We start from the raw sequence: 15,369 nt of genomic DNA, 5'->3' as shown, positions 1-15,369 counted from the left end.
TTTGTTATACCTGTATTTAAGACCAGATTCTGAATTAATCCATTCGCTGGGTGTTCGTTTTATGGAAAAGTGTTATAATGATAACTGCCGGCCTTGGCCCGGCAAACAAAAGGAGGGATAGTCATTATTAAACAGATTACCGCTCTATTACTTACTTTTTTATTTATTTTTACAGGAACTTTTGCAGTAGCGGCAGACAGTCACTCCACGAAGCAGGTGGACGCTTCCTCTCTGTACTTGAGGGAAGCGCCGGGGAGCGAGTCCGAAGTGCTGGGAGCGCTCTCTCGGGGTACGGAAGTAACAGTGCAGGAAGAGAAATACGGCTGGGCGAATGTTGATTATAATGGACAAAGTGGCTGGGTAGCGGGTCATTATCTTGTATCAGCAGGAAATTCCGCTTCCTCCGGACAGACAGCTTCAGGAGACATAATCGTCCAGGCTGATACCGTTTACCTTCGACAAGGGCCGGGCACAGAGACTCCAATCGTCGGGTTCGCCGGACAGGGGGACACGTATCAGAAATTAGAAGAACAAAATGGCTGGGTAAAAGTTCAACTTGGTAACGGCTCTGAGGCGTGGATTGCAGGATTTTTGACAAGTTCCGGCAGGGCCACTGCTGTTAAAGCGTCCCATTCCGCTTCCCCCTCTGATGATATTTCTTCTTTAAAGAATTCCACGATCGTTGTAGATGCCGGCCACGGTGGGTACGAACCCGGAGCGATAGGCAGAGATGGAACGCTTGAGAAAAATTTAACCCTTCAGACCGCACAGACGGTGGCAGGGGCACTCAGGTATGCCGGAGCGGAGGTAATTATGACACGAACCTCCGACCGATACGTTTCGCTTTTCGAACGCACCGGATCTTCCGCCCGTCACAATGCAGACGCTTTCGTAAGTCTTCACTACAATTCTCACAAATACGAAAGTGCAAGAGGGATAAGCTCTTATTACTACGGGTCTCCGTCTCTCGCTGCCTCCATACAGAACCGTCTCACAGCACGCACAAGTTATCAGGATGATGGCACACTTCATGGAAATTTCCAGGTGCTTCGTGGTAACAAGGCTCCTGCTGCATTGCTGGAACTCGGCTATATTTCCAATGGTTACGAACTGGATCTTGCAAAGACGAGGGACCACCAGAATCAGGTAGCTCAGGCAGTAACAGAAGGATTGCGCAATTATTTATCAAAATAACATCAGGACTTACATAACAGATTTTGAAGACATACGAAACCCCGGATTCTCTGAATCCGGGGTTTTTGATTTATACTAATTCGCGATCAAAGAAACGGTGTGCGGCTACGGCTTTAATGAAGTCTTCTCCAAAGGACTCGAGATCATCTGAAGTGATGACTCCCGGCTGTCCGCTCATGCCCGCTTCTTCGAGCCAGTCTTTACCGTCGTGAGTCGCTCCGACAGGCTTGAAGTGCATGTAAGCTTCTTTCGTGAAGTACTTCGCCTTCATTTTGTAAGATTCACTGAGGTCAGGGCCGCCTACAACGTACACAGCATCGAAAAGTACGGAATCTCCGGTAAGGAATGTATGATCCGCCTCTACCGTGTACCCATTATCAGCTTTGATTTTACCGAGTTTGGTACTGAATATTTCAGCATCCGCACCGGCTTTATCGATACCGTCAAGGACTCCCTGAACTTCTTCACCGTTGAAGCCTTCTGCAAGCAGCACGGCAATTTTACGGGTTTCAGGTGACTGTACCGTATTCGCCATGCTCAGAGCCGGAGAAGTTTTTGTTATATTTTCCGCCTGATTTTGTGGTGCTGCCAGTCCGAGATTATCTGCTACGTAGGAAGCAAGATCTCCGCTTATATTGGAAAGCATATCCACAACCTGTTCGCGGACGGCTGTCTGCTGACATTTACCAAGTTCAAAGCTTATAGCATCTTTAATATGACCTTTCTCGTGTTCACTCATACTGTTCCAGAACATGATGGCCTGAGAGAAGTGGTCTTTGAAGCTTTCGCTCCGTGCGCGTACTTTCTCACCTTCCACTTTTTCCTGATAATGTTCGAATCCGCCTTCCTCCGGAGGAACAGTACGCGGATGGTTATCCGCCAACGAGTTATTGTGGTAACTCGACTGACCGCGGTTAATCGTCATTCGGTGCATACCGTCGCGCTGGTTGTTATGGAAAGGGCAGACGGGGCGGTTGATCGGAATTTCGTGGAAATTGGGCCCTCCGAGACGTGTCAGCTGAGTGTCTGTATAAGAGAACAGACGTCCCTGTAACAGCGGGTCATTGGAAAAGTCGATTCCAGGTACGACGTGGCCCGGGTGGAAAGCGACCTGTTCGTTCTCGGCAAACACGTTGTCCACGTTCCGGTTCAGCGTCAGCTTACCTACCCGTTTGACCGGAACTTCTTCTTCGGGCCACACTTTCGTAGGATCCAGAACATCAAAATCGAAAGAATGCTCATCTCCTTCATCGATTATCTGAAGTCCCAGTTCGAATTCGACGAAATCTCCATTTTCAATTGCTTCGTAAAGATCGGCACGATGGAAATCCGGGTTTTTACCATTCACTTTTTGTGCCTCGTCCCATACGAGGGAGTGTACGCCGAGTTTCGGCTTCCAGTGGAACTTCACCAGATGACCTTTTCCTTCTTTATTTACCAGTCGGAAAGTGTTTACACCGAAACCTTCCATCATCCGGAAGCTTCTCGGAATGGACCGGGGACTCATCGCCCACAAAATCATGTGTGCCGATTCCTGGTTATTCGCAATGAAATCCCAGAATGTGTCATGGGCACTTGCTGCCTGAGGGATGCCGTTATGCGGTTCGGGTTTTAGCGCGTGGACGAGATCCGGAAATTTAATGGCGTCCTGAATGAAAAATACCGGTATGTTGTTACCTACAAGGTCAAAGTTGCCTTCTTCTGTATAGAACTTTGTTGCAAACCCACGCACGTCACGTGCCAGTTCTGCTGACCCTTTAGAGCCTGCAACCGTGGAGAAGCGGGTGAAGGTAGGGGTCTTTTTGCTTGTATCCGTCAAAAAATCAGCAGTTGTGTATTGTTCCAGAGACTCATAGAGCTCAAACTCTCCGTGGGCGGAATAGCCTCTGGCATGTACGGCTCTTTCCGGAATACGTTCATGGTCAAAGTGCGTTATTTTTTCTCTGAAATGGAAATCCTCCATTAAAGTAGGCCCGCGTTCTCCCGCTTTCAGGGAAAATTCGTCTTCAGAGAGTTTCGTTCCATGGTTCGTGGTCATCTCTTTATCGCGATCATCAGCTGTAAAACGTTCCAGTTGTTCCTGTTTTCTGCTTTTTTTATCGCTCACACGAATCCTCCTTATCATTATGTCTTCCTAGGGAATGTACCCACGCTCCATTCAGATGAAACTCTTTTTACATTAATTGTGAGATTAAAGAAGTTATAAAATAGTTAACTGAAACTAAAAAAATTTTTCTGTAGTTGCTTTTTCCAAAATTATAAAAAAACGTACCTCTTACAAAAATTTCAGTTTTTAACAATTACCACGGACCACTTTCAAATAGGAAAGCAGAAAAAATTAAATAGTTTTGTATAAATAGAGTTTTATCCTTTGAAAGAAGTTAAAATAAAGGAAGGGGGGGGATCGAAATGATTGAACTGAATGGAATAACACATAAATTCGGAAAAGAAAAAGTGCTGGAGGATGTCGACATATTCATCGATCGCGGGGAAATATTCGGATTACTGGGCCCCTCAGGATCCGGAAAGACCACACTCGTGCGCATTATGACGGGATTGATCATCCCTCAGGAGGGGGAAGTGAAGCTGAGGAACCAGCGAATGCCGAAACGTTCGCTTATGAAACGGTACGGTTATATGGCTCAGGAAAATGCTCTTTATTACGAACTGACCGCCTGGGAAAATCTTGATTTCTTTTCTTCCTTCTATCTCAGAAAACAAAAAAAAGAAAGAATGAAATATGTACTTCGTATTACCGGACTACTGGAATACAGAAACCGTTCCGTCGGCTCTTTTTCCGGGGGGATGCGACGAAGATTATCCTTGGCGATAGCGATGGTTCACGATCCGGAAATTCTGATACTGGATGAGCCGACCACGGGACTTGACCCTGTAGTACGCCGCAGCATCTGGAAGGAATTTTACCGGTTGAAAGAACAGGGGACGACTATTCTGATCACTACTCACTCGATGGAAGAAGCCGAGAAATGTGGCCGGCTGGCAATGCTGCGTGGGGGGAAAGTAATAGCTGCCGGAAGCCCGGATGCATGGAAGAGAGAATATCATACCCAGACTCTCGAGGATGTATTCCTTCATTTCGGAGGTGAGGAAGCTTGAACATTCTTATTGTAGCCAAAAGGATTTTACGCCAATTCCTGAGAGATAAGCGGAGTGTGGCCCTGATGGTAGTGGCGCCTGGACTTATATTATCCCTCTTATGGCTTGTACTCGATAATGACAGCCGGACGGCTGAAGTGGCTGTGGTGGAAGCACCGGAACAAATCTACGAACAGCTGGCTTCCGGAAAAATGGAAGTATCAATCCTCGACGAAAAGACAGCACAAAAACAGCTGAATGATGCGGAGATCGATGCTTTACTTAAGTGGGATGAAAATAGACCTCTGTTAATTCTTGAAGGTTCGGACCCGACAGACCATCAAATGATACGTACCTCTATTCAGGAGGCGATGGGAGTAGATAGAAAAGAAGCAGTGAGTATTCAATATTGGCATGGTTCAGAGGACATGAATTTCTTTGATTACACCGGTCCTGTACTTATCGGATTCTTTATATTCTTCTTTGTATTTCTCGTAGGGGGAGTTTCTTTTCTCCGGGAACGGACCCAGGGTACTCTCGAAAGGGTCCTGGCCACGCCAATCCAAAGGTACGAGCTGGTGGGAGGATATTTGCTCGGGTTTGGATTATTTACGCTCCTGCAATCCGTTCTGATTGTTCTCTATTCAGTATATGTGCTGGATATGTACATGGTCGGTGAGATGTGGATGGTATTGTTTATTACGATGCTTCTTGCCCTTACTGCTCTCAGTCTCGGTACTTTGTTGTCCACATATGCGAAAAATGAATTTCAGATGATCCAGTTCATACCCCTTGTTATCGTACCTCAGCTATTTTTCTCGGGACTTTTCCCGATAGAAGGATTAAGCAGCTGGGTGCAGGTGCTCGGCAAATTGATGCCTCTTACCTATGGTGCGGAAGCTCTGCGTGGGATCATGCTCAGAAATGAAAATCTCGGTGATCTTCAATGGCAGGTCTTTATGCTCCTTATGTTCTTCGCTATTTTCACACTCTTGAATGTCAAAGCCTTAAGGCGCCACCGTAATCTTTGATGGCGTCTTTTTTACGAAAACATATTCGGAACAGGAAGAAAAGGAAATGAAATATATTTCAGGTTTATTGACTTTATCGACCTGAAGTATTATCATTATCGTTGATAATCATTCTCATCGCTTCATCGAAAGGAGTGCCTGGCTGTGGGCCATATGCACATTAATAACCTGGACGCAGGTTATAGCGACGTTAATATAATCGAGGATATGAACGTAGATATTCCGAGTGGTCAGATTACTACAATTATAGGGGGAAACGGCTGCGGGAAATCGACTCTTTTGAAGACCATCGCCCGGATTCTTCCTGCTAAAGGGGGAGCGATAACCCTCGATGGTAAAAATATCAGTAAATACCCGACCCGGGAACTGGCAAAGCGAATGGCCATTTTGCCGCAGTCTCCCGAAGGGGCTCCGGGGCTTACGGTAGGAGAACTGGTCTCTTACGGAAGGTTTCCCCACCAGACGGGATTCGGAAAGCTTTCGAAGAAAGACCATGAAGTTATTGACTGGTCCCTCGAGATGACAGGTGTGCTCGCTTACAAGTATGACGGCATAGACAACTTGTCGGGAGGTCAACGTCAGCGAGTGTGGATAGCGATGGCTCTGGCTCAGGAAACGGAGACGATTCTGCTGGATGAACCGACGACGTATCTCGATATGGCGCACCAGCTCGAAGTACTCGAGCTTCTGGAACGGCTTAACAGGGAGGAAGGGCGGACAATCGTAATGGTCCTGCATGATATAAATCAGGCCGCCCGCTTTGCGGATAATATCATCGCACTGAAAGACGGAAAAGTCGTTAAGTCGGGGAACGCCCATTTCGTCATCCAGGCTGAAACGCTCCGGGAAGTTTTTAACATAGAAGCGGATGTCGTGCCGGAACCCAGAACAGGAAAACCGATTTGCTTTACTTACAATTTATCCAGAGGAGAGAATACCATTGAAAAAAATAATACTGATGATTCTGTTGGGAGCGCTCGTCGCGCTTAGTGCCTGCAGTTCAGGAGAAAATGAGGAAAGTTCCGGAGAGAAAGAGCAAGGAGGGGAATCGTCTTCCGAAAGTTCCTCCATGCGTACGTATGAAAACGAAAGTGGAGAGGAAGTGAAAGTTCCTGAGAATCCTGAACGTATCGTCGTACTTTCCACTTATGCAGGAAATGTGCTGAAACTTGATGGAAACGTAGTCGGAGTCGATTCATGGTCGAAGATGAATCCGAACTTTGAAAGCCGGCTTGAAGGCGTGGAAGAAGTGTCCCCCGATAATCTGGAAAAAATCATCGAGCTTGATCCGGATCTGATTATAGGTCTTGCAAGTACTGAAAATGTAGGTCAGCTAAAAGAAATAGCTCCAACCGTTACATATACGTATGGCAAACTCGGTTATCTGGAGCAGCACGTGGAAATCGGAAAACTTTTGGGTAAAGAAGAGGAAGCTCAAAAATGGGTAGATGGATGCAAGGCTGAGGCCAAGGAGACCGGTGAAAAGATCAAAGAAAAAATAGGAAAAGACGCTACGGTGACCGTCATCGAGAATTTTGAAAAAGAATTGTACGTATTCGGTGATAATTGGGCCCGCGGTACAGAAATTCTCTATCAGGAAATGGGGCTGAAAATGCCTGAGAAAGTAAAAGAGATGGCGATGGAACCTGGGTTCTACGCTATCTCCCCTGAAGTGCTGCCAGAATATGCTGGTGACTATATTATTTTCAGTAAAAATTCCGATACTGAGACTTCTTTTGAACAAACGGAAACTTATCAGTCGATACCGGCTGTCAAGAACGGTAACGTTTATGAGGCGGATGCGAAAAAATTCTACTTTAATGACGCTATTTCTCTGGAATATCAACTTGATTTCTTCAAAGAGAAATTTCTTGGAGAGAAATAAAGGAGTTCCTGTGCAATAGATCGGACTTTGGGACAGGTGATCGGGGCGGGTCATCTGTTCTTTAGTCTTTGAATTACCGGGTAACAGGTAGAACTAATACAGAAAAGTTGGGACAAATATGCGAATTGTAACGTGGATTTCAAGCGTCGTCTTGATGCTCATATCTTTTTTTATAGCGATGACCTTTGGCGCTGCTGACTCCGGCTTAAAAGAAGCGTGGCTTTCAATAACAGGATCTTCTTTAGATGGTACGGCGCTGATTCTCAGAGAAATCCGTCTGCCCCGGGAAGTGGCCGCTATGCTTGTCGGTGCAGCACTCTCCGTGTCAGGGGCTATCATGCAGGGGCTGACGAGGAACCCTCTTGCCGACCCGGGACTGCTCGGTTTAACTGCAGGAGCGAACGCGGCTCTTGCTTTTACCTATGCTTTCTTCCCGGATGCAAACTATTTAGGAATCACTTTCGGTTCTTTTATTGGGGCAGGTGTCGGGATGGCTCTCGTCTTCGGGGTAGGAACGATGAATAAAGGCGGGTTTTCCCCCTTCAGAATTGTTCTGGCCGGAGCGGCAATTTCTGCATTTCTGTTCGGAATAGCCGAAGGGGTAAGCCTGATATTCAAGATATCCAAAGATGTCTCCATGTGGACGGCCGGAGGACTATCCGGAACGAGCTGGGGACAGGTGCAGATCCTTGCTCCCATTGTACTGCCGGGAATTTTCGTCGCTATGTTTTTCGCCAAGCATTTAACGATTATGAGTCTGAATGAGGAACTTGCTATCGGCCTCGGTCAAAGAGTAACAAGAGTCAAATGGGCATTGTTTGTCATTATAGTACTTCTTGCAGGAGCAGCAGTAGCTCTTGTAGGGAATATGGCATTTCTCGGTCTTATGATTCCTCACATCGTCCGCCCGCTCATCGGGCACGATTACCGGAACGTGCTTCCGGCCTCCGCGATAATCGGAGCCGGTTTTATGCTTATCGCCGATACGCTCGCGCGTACGGTGAATGCTCCCTATGAAACGCCGGTCGCGGCAATCGTTTCCTTCATAGGCCTGCCCTTTTTCTTATTTATCGTACAAAGAAAGGGGCAGAGTTTCACATGATACATCCATCCGTACTGCGCAAATTCAAAATTTACCTGACAGTTTTCAGTGCGCTGATCATCATTACAGCATTGCTCGGGATGGCTCTCGGCTATTCCTCGGTACCGTTTGCGAGGCTTCCTTCCGTAATAGCCGGCGAAGGTACGTTCAAAGAGAATTTCGTTTTCTTTCAAGTACGGCTGCCACGAATAATCATTACGGTTCTTGCTGGTATGGCGCTTGCTCTGTCCGGCGCCATTTTACAGTCCCTGTCCAGAAATGATCTGGCGGATCCCGGTATTATAGGTATTAATGCAGGGGCCGGAGCGGCAGTGGCCGTGTTCTTTCTGTTTGCTCCGCTCGAACCGGGCAGCTTCATTTACCTGTTACCGGTAGTGGCGTTTCTGGGGGCGCTTGCGACAGCGGTCGCCATTTATCTGTTTTCGTTCGACAGACGGGCAGGTTTCCAGCCGATCCGCCTGATTCTGGTCGGTGTCGGCTTCTCCATGGCACTCTCGGGGCTGATGATCATCCTGATATCATCCGCGGAAAGAGAAAAAGTCAATTTCATCTCGCAATGGCTTGCCGGAGATATATGGGGGGCTGACTGGCCCTTTATCTTGGCGCTGCTCCCATGGCTCCTGCTTCTAATACCATTCACTTTTTATAAAGCGAACAGAATGAATATACTGAACCTCTCGGAACCTGTGAGTATCGAACTGGGCCTTCCGCTCGGGAGAGAAAGATTCTCGATGCTTATGGCAGCAGTAGCTCTGGCCGCTTCCGCAGTTTCTGTTACGGGAGGTATATCTTTTATAGGCCTGATGGCTCCTCACCTGGCAAAAACTCTCATTGGTCCGAGAACACAGCTGTATATGCCTCTGACTCTTCTGCTCGGAGGCTGGCTCCTGCTCGCGGCAGACACAATCGGGCGGAACGTTCTTGAACCGGACGGTCTTCCGGCCGGAGTCATGACGGCTCTGATCGGAGCTCCGTACTTTATATACCTTCTTACAAAAAAATAAGAAGGATGTTTGAATAAGCACAGGGAAATCTCAAGTAAAAATCAGGAAAACCCGATCGATGTCGGAAAAGTCGGTCGGGTTTTTGCATTCTGATGATGTAATAAATTTGGCTCAACTGGAACTTTCCGTGGAGGGAAGCAACAGGTAAGGGGAAAGAAGGTCCTGCACACTCCCGGATACCGATAGTGGTCAGTATACTGCTGACGGTATCCGTAGCGATCGGTTTATCGCTCGCCTTTTCCGTAGGCTGGTGGGTGATAATCGTAGGTACAGCCGGTATCACTGCAGCGGTTTTTTATTCAGCCGGCAGCAGGTCTCTTGCGTCTCTCGGATTTGGAGAATGCACCGCTTTTCTTTTCCTCGGAGTAGCTACGACTCTCCTGGGATACGCTGTTCAGACAGGAAGCATAAACTATGCTGCTGCAGCTACAGCCGTAATTTTCGGTCTGCTGATCAGTATGATGATTCTGACTAACAATGTGCGTGACATCAAAAAGGACGAACAGCACAGGAGGACGATTGCAGTCAGATTAGGGAAGAAAAGAGTGACGAGAACGCTTTCGATTCTCGCTGTTCTTCCTTACATTGTATTGTTGTGGATGGCAATTTCGAATGCTGCGACTCCATTTATTCTGCTCGCTCTCCCGGCCGTTTTTCTGGCTTTTAAGCTGCCCCGGGCCTTCGGGCGTAGTGGGACGAGGGAGAAAGAAATAGCAGTGATGAAGCAGGCGGCCCTCCACCACTGGAGTTTCGGATTTTTGTTTATAGCCGGATTACTCGTAGGGATAGTTGTACATTGAGTGGAGAAGAGCCGAAGAAAAATATAAATAGACACAAACACCGAAGGATTTGAAATCCGGTATTTGTGTCTATTTTTTAATAAATGAATAAGCTCGAAGGAAAGAGAGCAAAAAAGATTCGTTTTTCCAGTAGATCTATTTTTAAATTGAACAACGATTCTGGCCGTTTTTTTTACGTGTCAAAACATTCTTTTTACAGCCTTTTTCATGTCGGGAAGGTCCATCGTTCCGGTCTCGAAGAAATTCTTGATGATATATTGAGAGTAATTCACGGCCGAAGCGTAATCAATATGACCCGGGAGCGGTGCCATATCCTCAATACAAACATCTATGACTGCAGGCTTGTCGGAAATGAACGCCTGCTGCATTTTCGTCTCCATCTCTTCGAAGGTTTCAATACGGTATCCTTCTCCTCCGCAGCTTTCTGCAAATTTAGCAAAGTTCATGGAACCGAGGTCCGTTTCTGCGTTAAGGTGTCCCATTTGCTGCTGCTCGTATTTGATCATACCGATTTTCTCATTGTTCAACACAATAACTTTTATCGGCAGCTGATATTTCACAGCTGTAACGAAATCCTGCATAGCCATGGAGAAACCTCCGTCTCCACAAATAGCGAGTACCTGCTTATCGGGGTGTGTGATCTGTGAAGCAATAGCTCCCGGGAGACCTGCGCCCATAGTTGCCAACTGTCCGGATATCAGGAATTTTTGATCGATAAACGGCAGAAAACGGGAGGTCCATACGGTGACGTTACCTACATCCGTCGAAACTACCGCTCCCGGTTTCATATTCTTTTCTATCTGGTACATTACCTGAGGAGCCTGAATAGGAGTTTTCTCTTCACGTTTCTCTTTTTGCAGGGCGATACGCCACTCATTCATCCTCTCCTGTTGTTTCTTCAGATAAGAGGTATCTTTCGTGCCGGTCAGGGAAGAGGTCAGGTTGTGAAGCGTGTCTTTAGCATCACCGGCCAGTCCTGCGGTAACCGGATAATACTTTCCGATATTTTCAGGCTTATTGTCTATCTGAATACCGGGCACGCCTTCTGGAAGAAATTCCGGATAAGGGAATTGGGTACCGATGAGAATGAGAAGGTCCGTTTCTTTCATGGCGTGGTAGGCGGGTTTCGTACCTATTTGTCCATGGTGTCCTAAACAGTAGGGATGATTATCCGGGATAAGCCCTTTGCCGTGTAAACTCAGTATAATAGGGGAAGAAACTTTTTCAGCAAAGGAAAGAAGCTCTTCCTGAGCGCCCCTTGCTCCTTTACCAGCGAGAATAACGGGTTTTTCTGCCTGTTCTATAAGTTTCCTCGCCTCATTCATGTCTTCCTGGGCCGGAGCCATGTTGGGCCGGAAATAACCTGGAGCGGTAAGATGTCCTTCTTCTTTCTGTTTTTCGGCAAACAGATCGTCGGGAACAATTAAAACAGAGACCCCCTTCTCTGTATAAGCAGTGCGGATAGCCCGGTTCAGCAGGTCGGGGATTTGTTCGGCGGACTCGGCACGTTTATTGAATACGGCTACGTCTTCAAACATACGTTCCAAATTGATTTCCTGGAAAGCATCTGTCCCTACAGAGGTGCTGGTCACCTGTCCTACAATAGCAAGAACCGGAGCATGATCCCCCCTTGCATCATAAAGGCCGTTCAGCAAATGAATGGCTCCAGGACCAGTAATAGAAAGGCAGACGCCCAGATTGCCAGTCAGTTTCGCTTCTGCCGAAGCGGCAAGTGATCCGGTTTCTTCATGTCTTACCTGTATAAACCCGAGCTCATCTTCCTTTCTTATATCATCAATCAACTCATTGATAGAGTCCCCAGGAAGTCCGTAAATATGTTTCACTCCCCAGTCCAGAAGCTGGCGGGTCATTATTTCTCCTGTCCTTTTACTCATGTAATCTCTCCTCTCGTCTTCTGTAACTGTTCATTCCCTGAAGAAAGGTTTATAAACGAAGAGCCCCCTGCGCAGGGGGCCCTTTTCTTTATGAGGCTTTCACCCAATAGGCTGCCTCCTGTTCGGAAGGCGCAGGGGGAAATGTGTCCCCGAGCGCCATTTCGACCATGGCATTATCTTCACAAACATAACCGTTTACCAGCCCGTCGATTTTATAAGTGCCGGGCAGTGGTGCCTTTTCTCCGGTTTTGTACCGTGTTTCTTTACTCATGTCTTTCCATTACCTCCTTAAGATTCCCTTTGTTTTTAAGTTTCCTTACCCGGAGAAGTTAAAACTTCAACAGGTGAAATGTAATGGAAATGAAATAAAAAAAGTTCAATCTTCACATTTTCTGCACAAAGTAAGGTTATAAAAGTTCATAGAGCCTCTCCATAAGTGCTCTGAATTAAATTTTAAGGAGGAATAACGAATGGCTGAAAAGCAGTACGAAAACGCAATGAAAGCTCTACATGAGTGTATGGAAGCCTGCAACTACTGTTTCGATTCCTGCCTGAAGGAAGACGACGTGAAGATGATGGCGGGGTGCATCCGTCTGGATCGCGAGTGTGCAGACATGTGTGGATATCTCGAAGCAGCTATCTCAAGAAATTCCCCTTATATTTCCGAACTTGCTTCCGTATGTGCGAAAATATGTGATGATTGTGCAGAAGAATGTGCAAAACACGATCACGATCATTGTCAGAAATGCGCTGAGGCTTGTCGTAAGTGCGCGGAAGAATGCCGCAAAATTGCCTGAACAAAATATATACCAGAAAAAGATCGGTCCCGGGCCGATCTTTTTTAGATTTAATGGAAATATTCATAAATTCTGCACAAAAGACAGGTAAAGTATCAATGGGTAAAGTTATAAATTTCATAGAAAAATCTCTTTAAGACAGGAAAGGAGTGGGAAGTATGGGTGGAATGATGAACGGGTACGGTATGGGAGGAGGTTTTTTTGGACTCGGGCTGATTTTTCTGCTTTTGATTATAGTTGTCATTCTCATTGTGGTCTGGATGGTAAGGCCTTCCGGGAAGGGAAGCGGCGGTGACCAGACATCCGGACACAATCATGAGGACATATTAAAATCCCGGCTGGCCCGGGGAGAAATCTCCGAGGACGAGTATGACAGGTTGAAAAAGAAACTGGACGAATAGTGCCTCTGAGCATAATAGTTACCAAAAATTCGCACGGAAAGGGGAGAGAGGATTGACTGCACATAACCACGATTCCATGAATGAAGAGCATAAGCATCATGACCATGACAGCGGTGGGGAAGAGCATAGTCACGATCACTCCGGCCATGACCACGGAGCCATGGTGGAAGACTTCAAAAAACGGTTTTACATCTCACTCATTATTACACTGCCTATTTTACTGTTATCACCGATGATCCAGGATTTTCTTGGCTTCAGTATTACATTTCCTTTTGATAAGTACGTGCTGTTCGGACTTGCCACTCTTATTTTCTTCTACGGGGGATGGCCCTTCATAACAGGAGCTATCGATGAGGGAAAGAATAAGAGTCCTGGTATGATGATGCTGATCGGGCTTGCTATCGTTGTAGCATACGTGTACAGTTCCATGGTCGTTTTCGGTTTTGAAGGTCGAAACTTCTTCTGGGAACTGGCTACCCTGATCGACGTCATGCTTCTCGGTCACTGGATCGAGATGAAATCAGTGATGGGAGCTTCGAATGCTCTTGAGGAACTTGTGAAACTGATGCCCGACAAGGCCCATAAAGTAAATGAAGATGGTTCAACGGAAGATATAAAAGTGGGGCAGCTTGAACATGGAGATCATGTCCTGGTAAAACCGGGGGAGAAAGTGCCGGTGGACGGTACGATAATTGAAGGAAAATCAGCCATAGATGAATCGATGCTCACCGGAGAATCCGTCCCTGTCGAAAAAGGTACGGAGGAAGAAGTGATCGGAGGTTCCATCAACAAAGAAGGCAGCCTGACGATTGAAGTGAAAAAACTGGGAGAAGATTCCTACCTGTCACAAGTAATTACACTTGTGGAAGAAGCACAGAATTCAAAATCACGGGCTCAGGATTTTGCGAACCGTGCTGCCAAGTGGCTGTTCTACCTGGCACTCGGTGCGGGGATTGCAACATTTGCAGTCTGGCTGGCACTTGGAAATCCGATAGATATGGCGATAGAACGTATGGTTACTGTAATGGTTATTACCTGCCCGCACGCTCTTGGCCTGGCAGCACCTCTGGTAGTCGCTGTGTCCACTTCCATTTCCGCCAAGCACGGTCTCCTTATAAGAAACCGTACTCAATTTGAAAATGCCAGAAACGTTGATGCTGTTATTTTCGATAAGACGGGTACGTTGACAAGAGGAGAATTCGGTGTTACGGAAGTTATAGCGAATGGTACGGAAGAAGAAGAGGTCCTGTACTGGGCGGCAAGTATTGAACAGAAATCCGAGCATCCTCTCGCCCAGGGGATAGTCGGCGAAGCCGAAAAGCGCGACATCACACTTGAGAACGCAGAGGATTTCGAATCGGTGACCGGACGCGGTCTCAGTGGTCAGGTAAAAGGAAGGAAAGTCCAGGTTATGAGCCCGGGCTATATGAGGGAGTATGGAATTGAATACGATACGAAAGCTTTTGGACGTATGTCGGAAGAAGGAAAGACTGTAGTATTCGTGCTCGTAGATGAAGAATACAAAGGAATGATCGCTCTTGCCGATATGGTACGAGAATCAGCGAAAGATGCCGTGGCGGATCTCAAAGAACAGGGGATACGTTCGGTTATGCTTACCGGAGATAACCGTAAAGTGGCTGACTGGGTGGCCGGACAAATCGGAATAGATGAAGTCCATGCAGAAGTAATGCCGGATCATAAAGCGGAAAAAGTGAAGGAAATTCAGGAAAAAGGATTGAGAGTAGCAATGACCGGTGACGGTATTAATGATGCGCCCGCTCTCGCCACAGCTGACGTGGGTATCGCTATCGGAAGTGGTACCGATGTGGCGGTAGAAACGGCCGATATTGTTCTTGTGAAGAGTGATCCGAAAGATATTGTCTCGATAGTTTCTCTCTCGAAGAATACGTACCGGAAAATGGTGCAGAACTTGTGGTGGGCTGCCGGGTATAACATTTTCGCTATCCCGTTGGCTGCCGGAGTGCTTGCCCCTATAGGTATTTTGCTCAGTCCGGCGATCGGGGCGGTCCTTATGAGTCTGAGTACGGTAGTCGTAGCTGTTAATGCCAAAATGATGAAAGCACCACAATAGAGTCAGGTGGTATATAGAATGGAAAGGTATTCAAGAGAGCCTGGGGAGAGATCCCCAGGCTCCCTGTATAGT

14 protein-coding genes are annotated in these 15,369 nt (G+C 46.9%); 11 read left to right on the top strand and 3 right to left on the bottom strand.

The window, feature by feature from the left end; all coding sequences use genetic code 11:
• The first annotated feature begins 93 nt into the window (after positions 1 to 93).
• Positions 94 to 1,194 carry an N-acetylmuramoyl-L-alanine amidase family protein gene (locus tag AAV35_RS09120; protein WP_008590012.1) on the top strand — a complete coding sequence of 367 codons (1,101 nt, stop codon included), beginning with the start codon at positions 94 to 96 and terminating at the stop codon, positions 1,192 to 1,194.
• 70 nt (positions 1,195 to 1,264) lie between these two features.
• Here AAV35_RS09120 and AAV35_RS09115 read toward each other — a convergent pair whose 3' ends face one another.
• Positions 1,265 to 3,319 carry a catalase gene (locus tag AAV35_RS09115; protein ID WP_040609349.1) on the bottom strand — a complete coding sequence of 685 codons (2,055 nt, stop codon included), beginning with the start codon at positions 3,317 to 3,319 and terminating at the stop codon, positions 1,265 to 1,267.
• A gap of 284 nt (positions 3,320 to 3,603) precedes the next feature.
• Between AAV35_RS09115 and AAV35_RS09110 the strand changes: the two genes are divergently transcribed.
• From AAV35_RS09110 to AAV35_RS09080, 7 genes are all read left to right on the top strand, one after another.
• A complete protein-coding gene (locus AAV35_RS09110) occupies positions 3,604 to 4,311 on the top strand; it encodes an ABC transporter ATP-binding protein (RefSeq protein WP_008590008.1) in 708 nt (235 codons plus the stop codon).
• Complete coding sequence (locus tag AAV35_RS09105; RefSeq protein WP_008590006.1) at positions 4,308 to 5,321, top strand: ABC transporter permease; 1,014 nt, start codon at positions 4,308 to 4,310, stop codon at positions 5,319 to 5,321. The genes AAV35_RS09110 and AAV35_RS09105 overlap by 4 nt, the downstream gene beginning before the upstream one ends.
• A gap of 144 nt (positions 5,322 to 5,465) precedes the next feature.
• Positions 5,466 to 6,311, top strand: a complete 846-nt coding sequence (locus AAV35_RS09100; RefSeq protein ID WP_008590004.1) for an ABC transporter ATP-binding protein — start codon at positions 5,466 to 5,468, stop codon at positions 6,309 to 6,311.
• Positions 6,262 to 7,206: an iron-hydroxamate ABC transporter substrate-binding protein gene (locus AAV35_RS09095; protein WP_008590001.1), complete on the top strand. Its 945-nt coding sequence runs from the start codon at positions 6,262 to 6,264 to the stop codon at positions 7,204 to 7,206. Before AAV35_RS09100 ends, AAV35_RS09095 begins: the two co-directional genes overlap by 50 nt.
• A gap of 118 nt (positions 7,207 to 7,324) precedes the next feature.
• The gene (locus tag AAV35_RS09090; protein ID WP_040609348.1) at positions 7,325 to 8,308 is read left to right on the top strand and encodes a FecCD family ABC transporter permease; all 984 of its coding nucleotides are present in this window, start codon (positions 7,325 to 7,327) and stop codon (positions 8,306 to 8,308) included.
• Positions 8,305 to 9,312: a FecCD family ABC transporter permease gene (locus AAV35_RS09085; RefSeq protein ID WP_008589997.1), complete on the top strand. Its 1,008-nt coding sequence runs from the start codon at positions 8,305 to 8,307 to the stop codon at positions 9,310 to 9,312. Before AAV35_RS09090 ends, AAV35_RS09085 begins: the two co-directional genes overlap by 4 nt.
• A gap of 185 nt (positions 9,313 to 9,497) precedes the next feature.
• A complete protein-coding gene (locus AAV35_RS09080; RefSeq protein WP_008589994.1) occupies positions 9,498 to 10,112 on the top strand; it encodes a prenyltransferase in 615 nt (204 codons plus the stop codon).
• Positions 10,113 to 10,291: 179 nt separating this feature from the next.
• On the opposite strand, the gene AAV35_RS09075 is transcribed toward AAV35_RS09080, so the two are convergent.
• Both AAV35_RS09075 and AAV35_RS09070 read right to left on the bottom strand, forming a co-directional pair.
• Positions 10,292 to 12,007 carry a pyruvate oxidase gene (locus AAV35_RS09075; RefSeq protein ID WP_008589992.1) on the bottom strand — a complete coding sequence of 572 codons (1,716 nt, stop codon included), beginning with the start codon at positions 12,005 to 12,007 and terminating at the stop codon, positions 10,292 to 10,294.
• A gap of 88 nt (positions 12,008 to 12,095) precedes the next feature.
• A complete protein-coding gene (locus AAV35_RS09070; RefSeq protein WP_008589990.1) occupies positions 12,096 to 12,278 on the bottom strand; it encodes a YjzC family protein in 183 nt (60 codons plus the stop codon).
• Between the two features lie 199 nt (positions 12,279 to 12,477).
• On the opposite strand from AAV35_RS09070, the gene AAV35_RS09065 reads away from it, so the two are divergent.
• The 3 genes from AAV35_RS09065 (at position 12,478) to AAV35_RS09055 (ending at position 15,297) form a co-directional block, all read left to right on the top strand.
• Positions 12,478 to 12,804, top strand: coding sequence for a four-helix bundle copper-binding protein (locus tag AAV35_RS09065; RefSeq protein ID WP_008589988.1), 327 nt, complete (start codon positions 12,478 to 12,480; stop codon positions 12,802 to 12,804).
• A gap of 158 nt (positions 12,805 to 12,962) precedes the next feature.
• The gene (locus AAV35_RS09060; RefSeq protein WP_008589985.1) at positions 12,963 to 13,205 is read left to right on the top strand and encodes an SHOCT domain-containing protein; all 243 of its coding nucleotides are present in this window, start codon (positions 12,963 to 12,965) and stop codon (positions 13,203 to 13,205) included.
• A 76-nt stretch (positions 13,206 to 13,281) separates the two neighbouring features.
• Positions 13,282 to 15,297, top strand: coding sequence for a heavy metal translocating P-type ATPase (locus tag AAV35_RS09055; protein ID WP_052034752.1), 2,016 nt, complete (start codon positions 13,282 to 13,284; stop codon positions 15,295 to 15,297).
• The last annotated feature ends 72 nt before the right edge of the window (positions 15,298 to 15,369 follow it).

The sequence above is a fragment of the Salimicrobium jeotgali genome (assembly GCF_001685435.2).
Lineage (GTDB): Bacteria > Bacillota > Bacilli > Bacillales > Halobacillaceae > Salimicrobium > Salimicrobium album.
This window is presented reverse-complemented; position numbering and strand designations above follow the sequence as displayed.

What these genes read in the sequence shown, in the direction of transcription:
- AAV35_RS09115 (WP_040609349.1), bottom strand. Translation starts at nt 3,319, where the DNA reads ATGATAAGGAGGATTCGTGTGAGCGATAAAAAAAGCAGAAAACAGGAA.
- AAV35_RS09110 (WP_008590008.1), top strand. Translation starts at nt 3,604, where the DNA reads ATGATTGAACTGAATGGAATAACACATAAATTCGGAAAAGAAAAAGTG.
- AAV35_RS09090 (WP_040609348.1), top strand. Translation starts at nt 7,325, where the DNA reads ATGCGAATTGTAACGTGGATTTCAAGCGTCGTCTTGATGCTCATATCT.
- AAV35_RS09085 (WP_008589997.1), top strand. Translation starts at nt 8,305, where the DNA reads ATGATACATCCATCCGTACTGCGCAAATTCAAAATTTACCTGACAGTT.
- AAV35_RS09075 (WP_008589992.1), bottom strand. Translation starts at nt 12,007, where the DNA reads ATGAGTAAAAGGACAGGAGAAATAATGACCCGCCAGCTTCTGGACTGG.
- AAV35_RS09070 (WP_008589990.1), bottom strand. Translation starts at nt 12,278, where the DNA reads ATGAGTAAAGAAACACGGTACAAAACCGGAGAAAAGGCACCACTGCCC.
- AAV35_RS09065 (WP_008589988.1), top strand. Translation starts at nt 12,478, where the DNA reads ATGGCTGAAAAGCAGTACGAAAACGCAATGAAAGCTCTACATGAGTGT.
- AAV35_RS09060 (WP_008589985.1), top strand. Translation starts at nt 12,963, where the DNA reads ATGGGTGGAATGATGAACGGGTACGGTATGGGAGGAGGTTTTTTTGGA.
- AAV35_RS09055 (WP_052034752.1), top strand. Translation starts at nt 13,282, where the DNA reads ATGAATGAAGAGCATAAGCATCATGACCATGACAGCGGTGGGGAAGAG.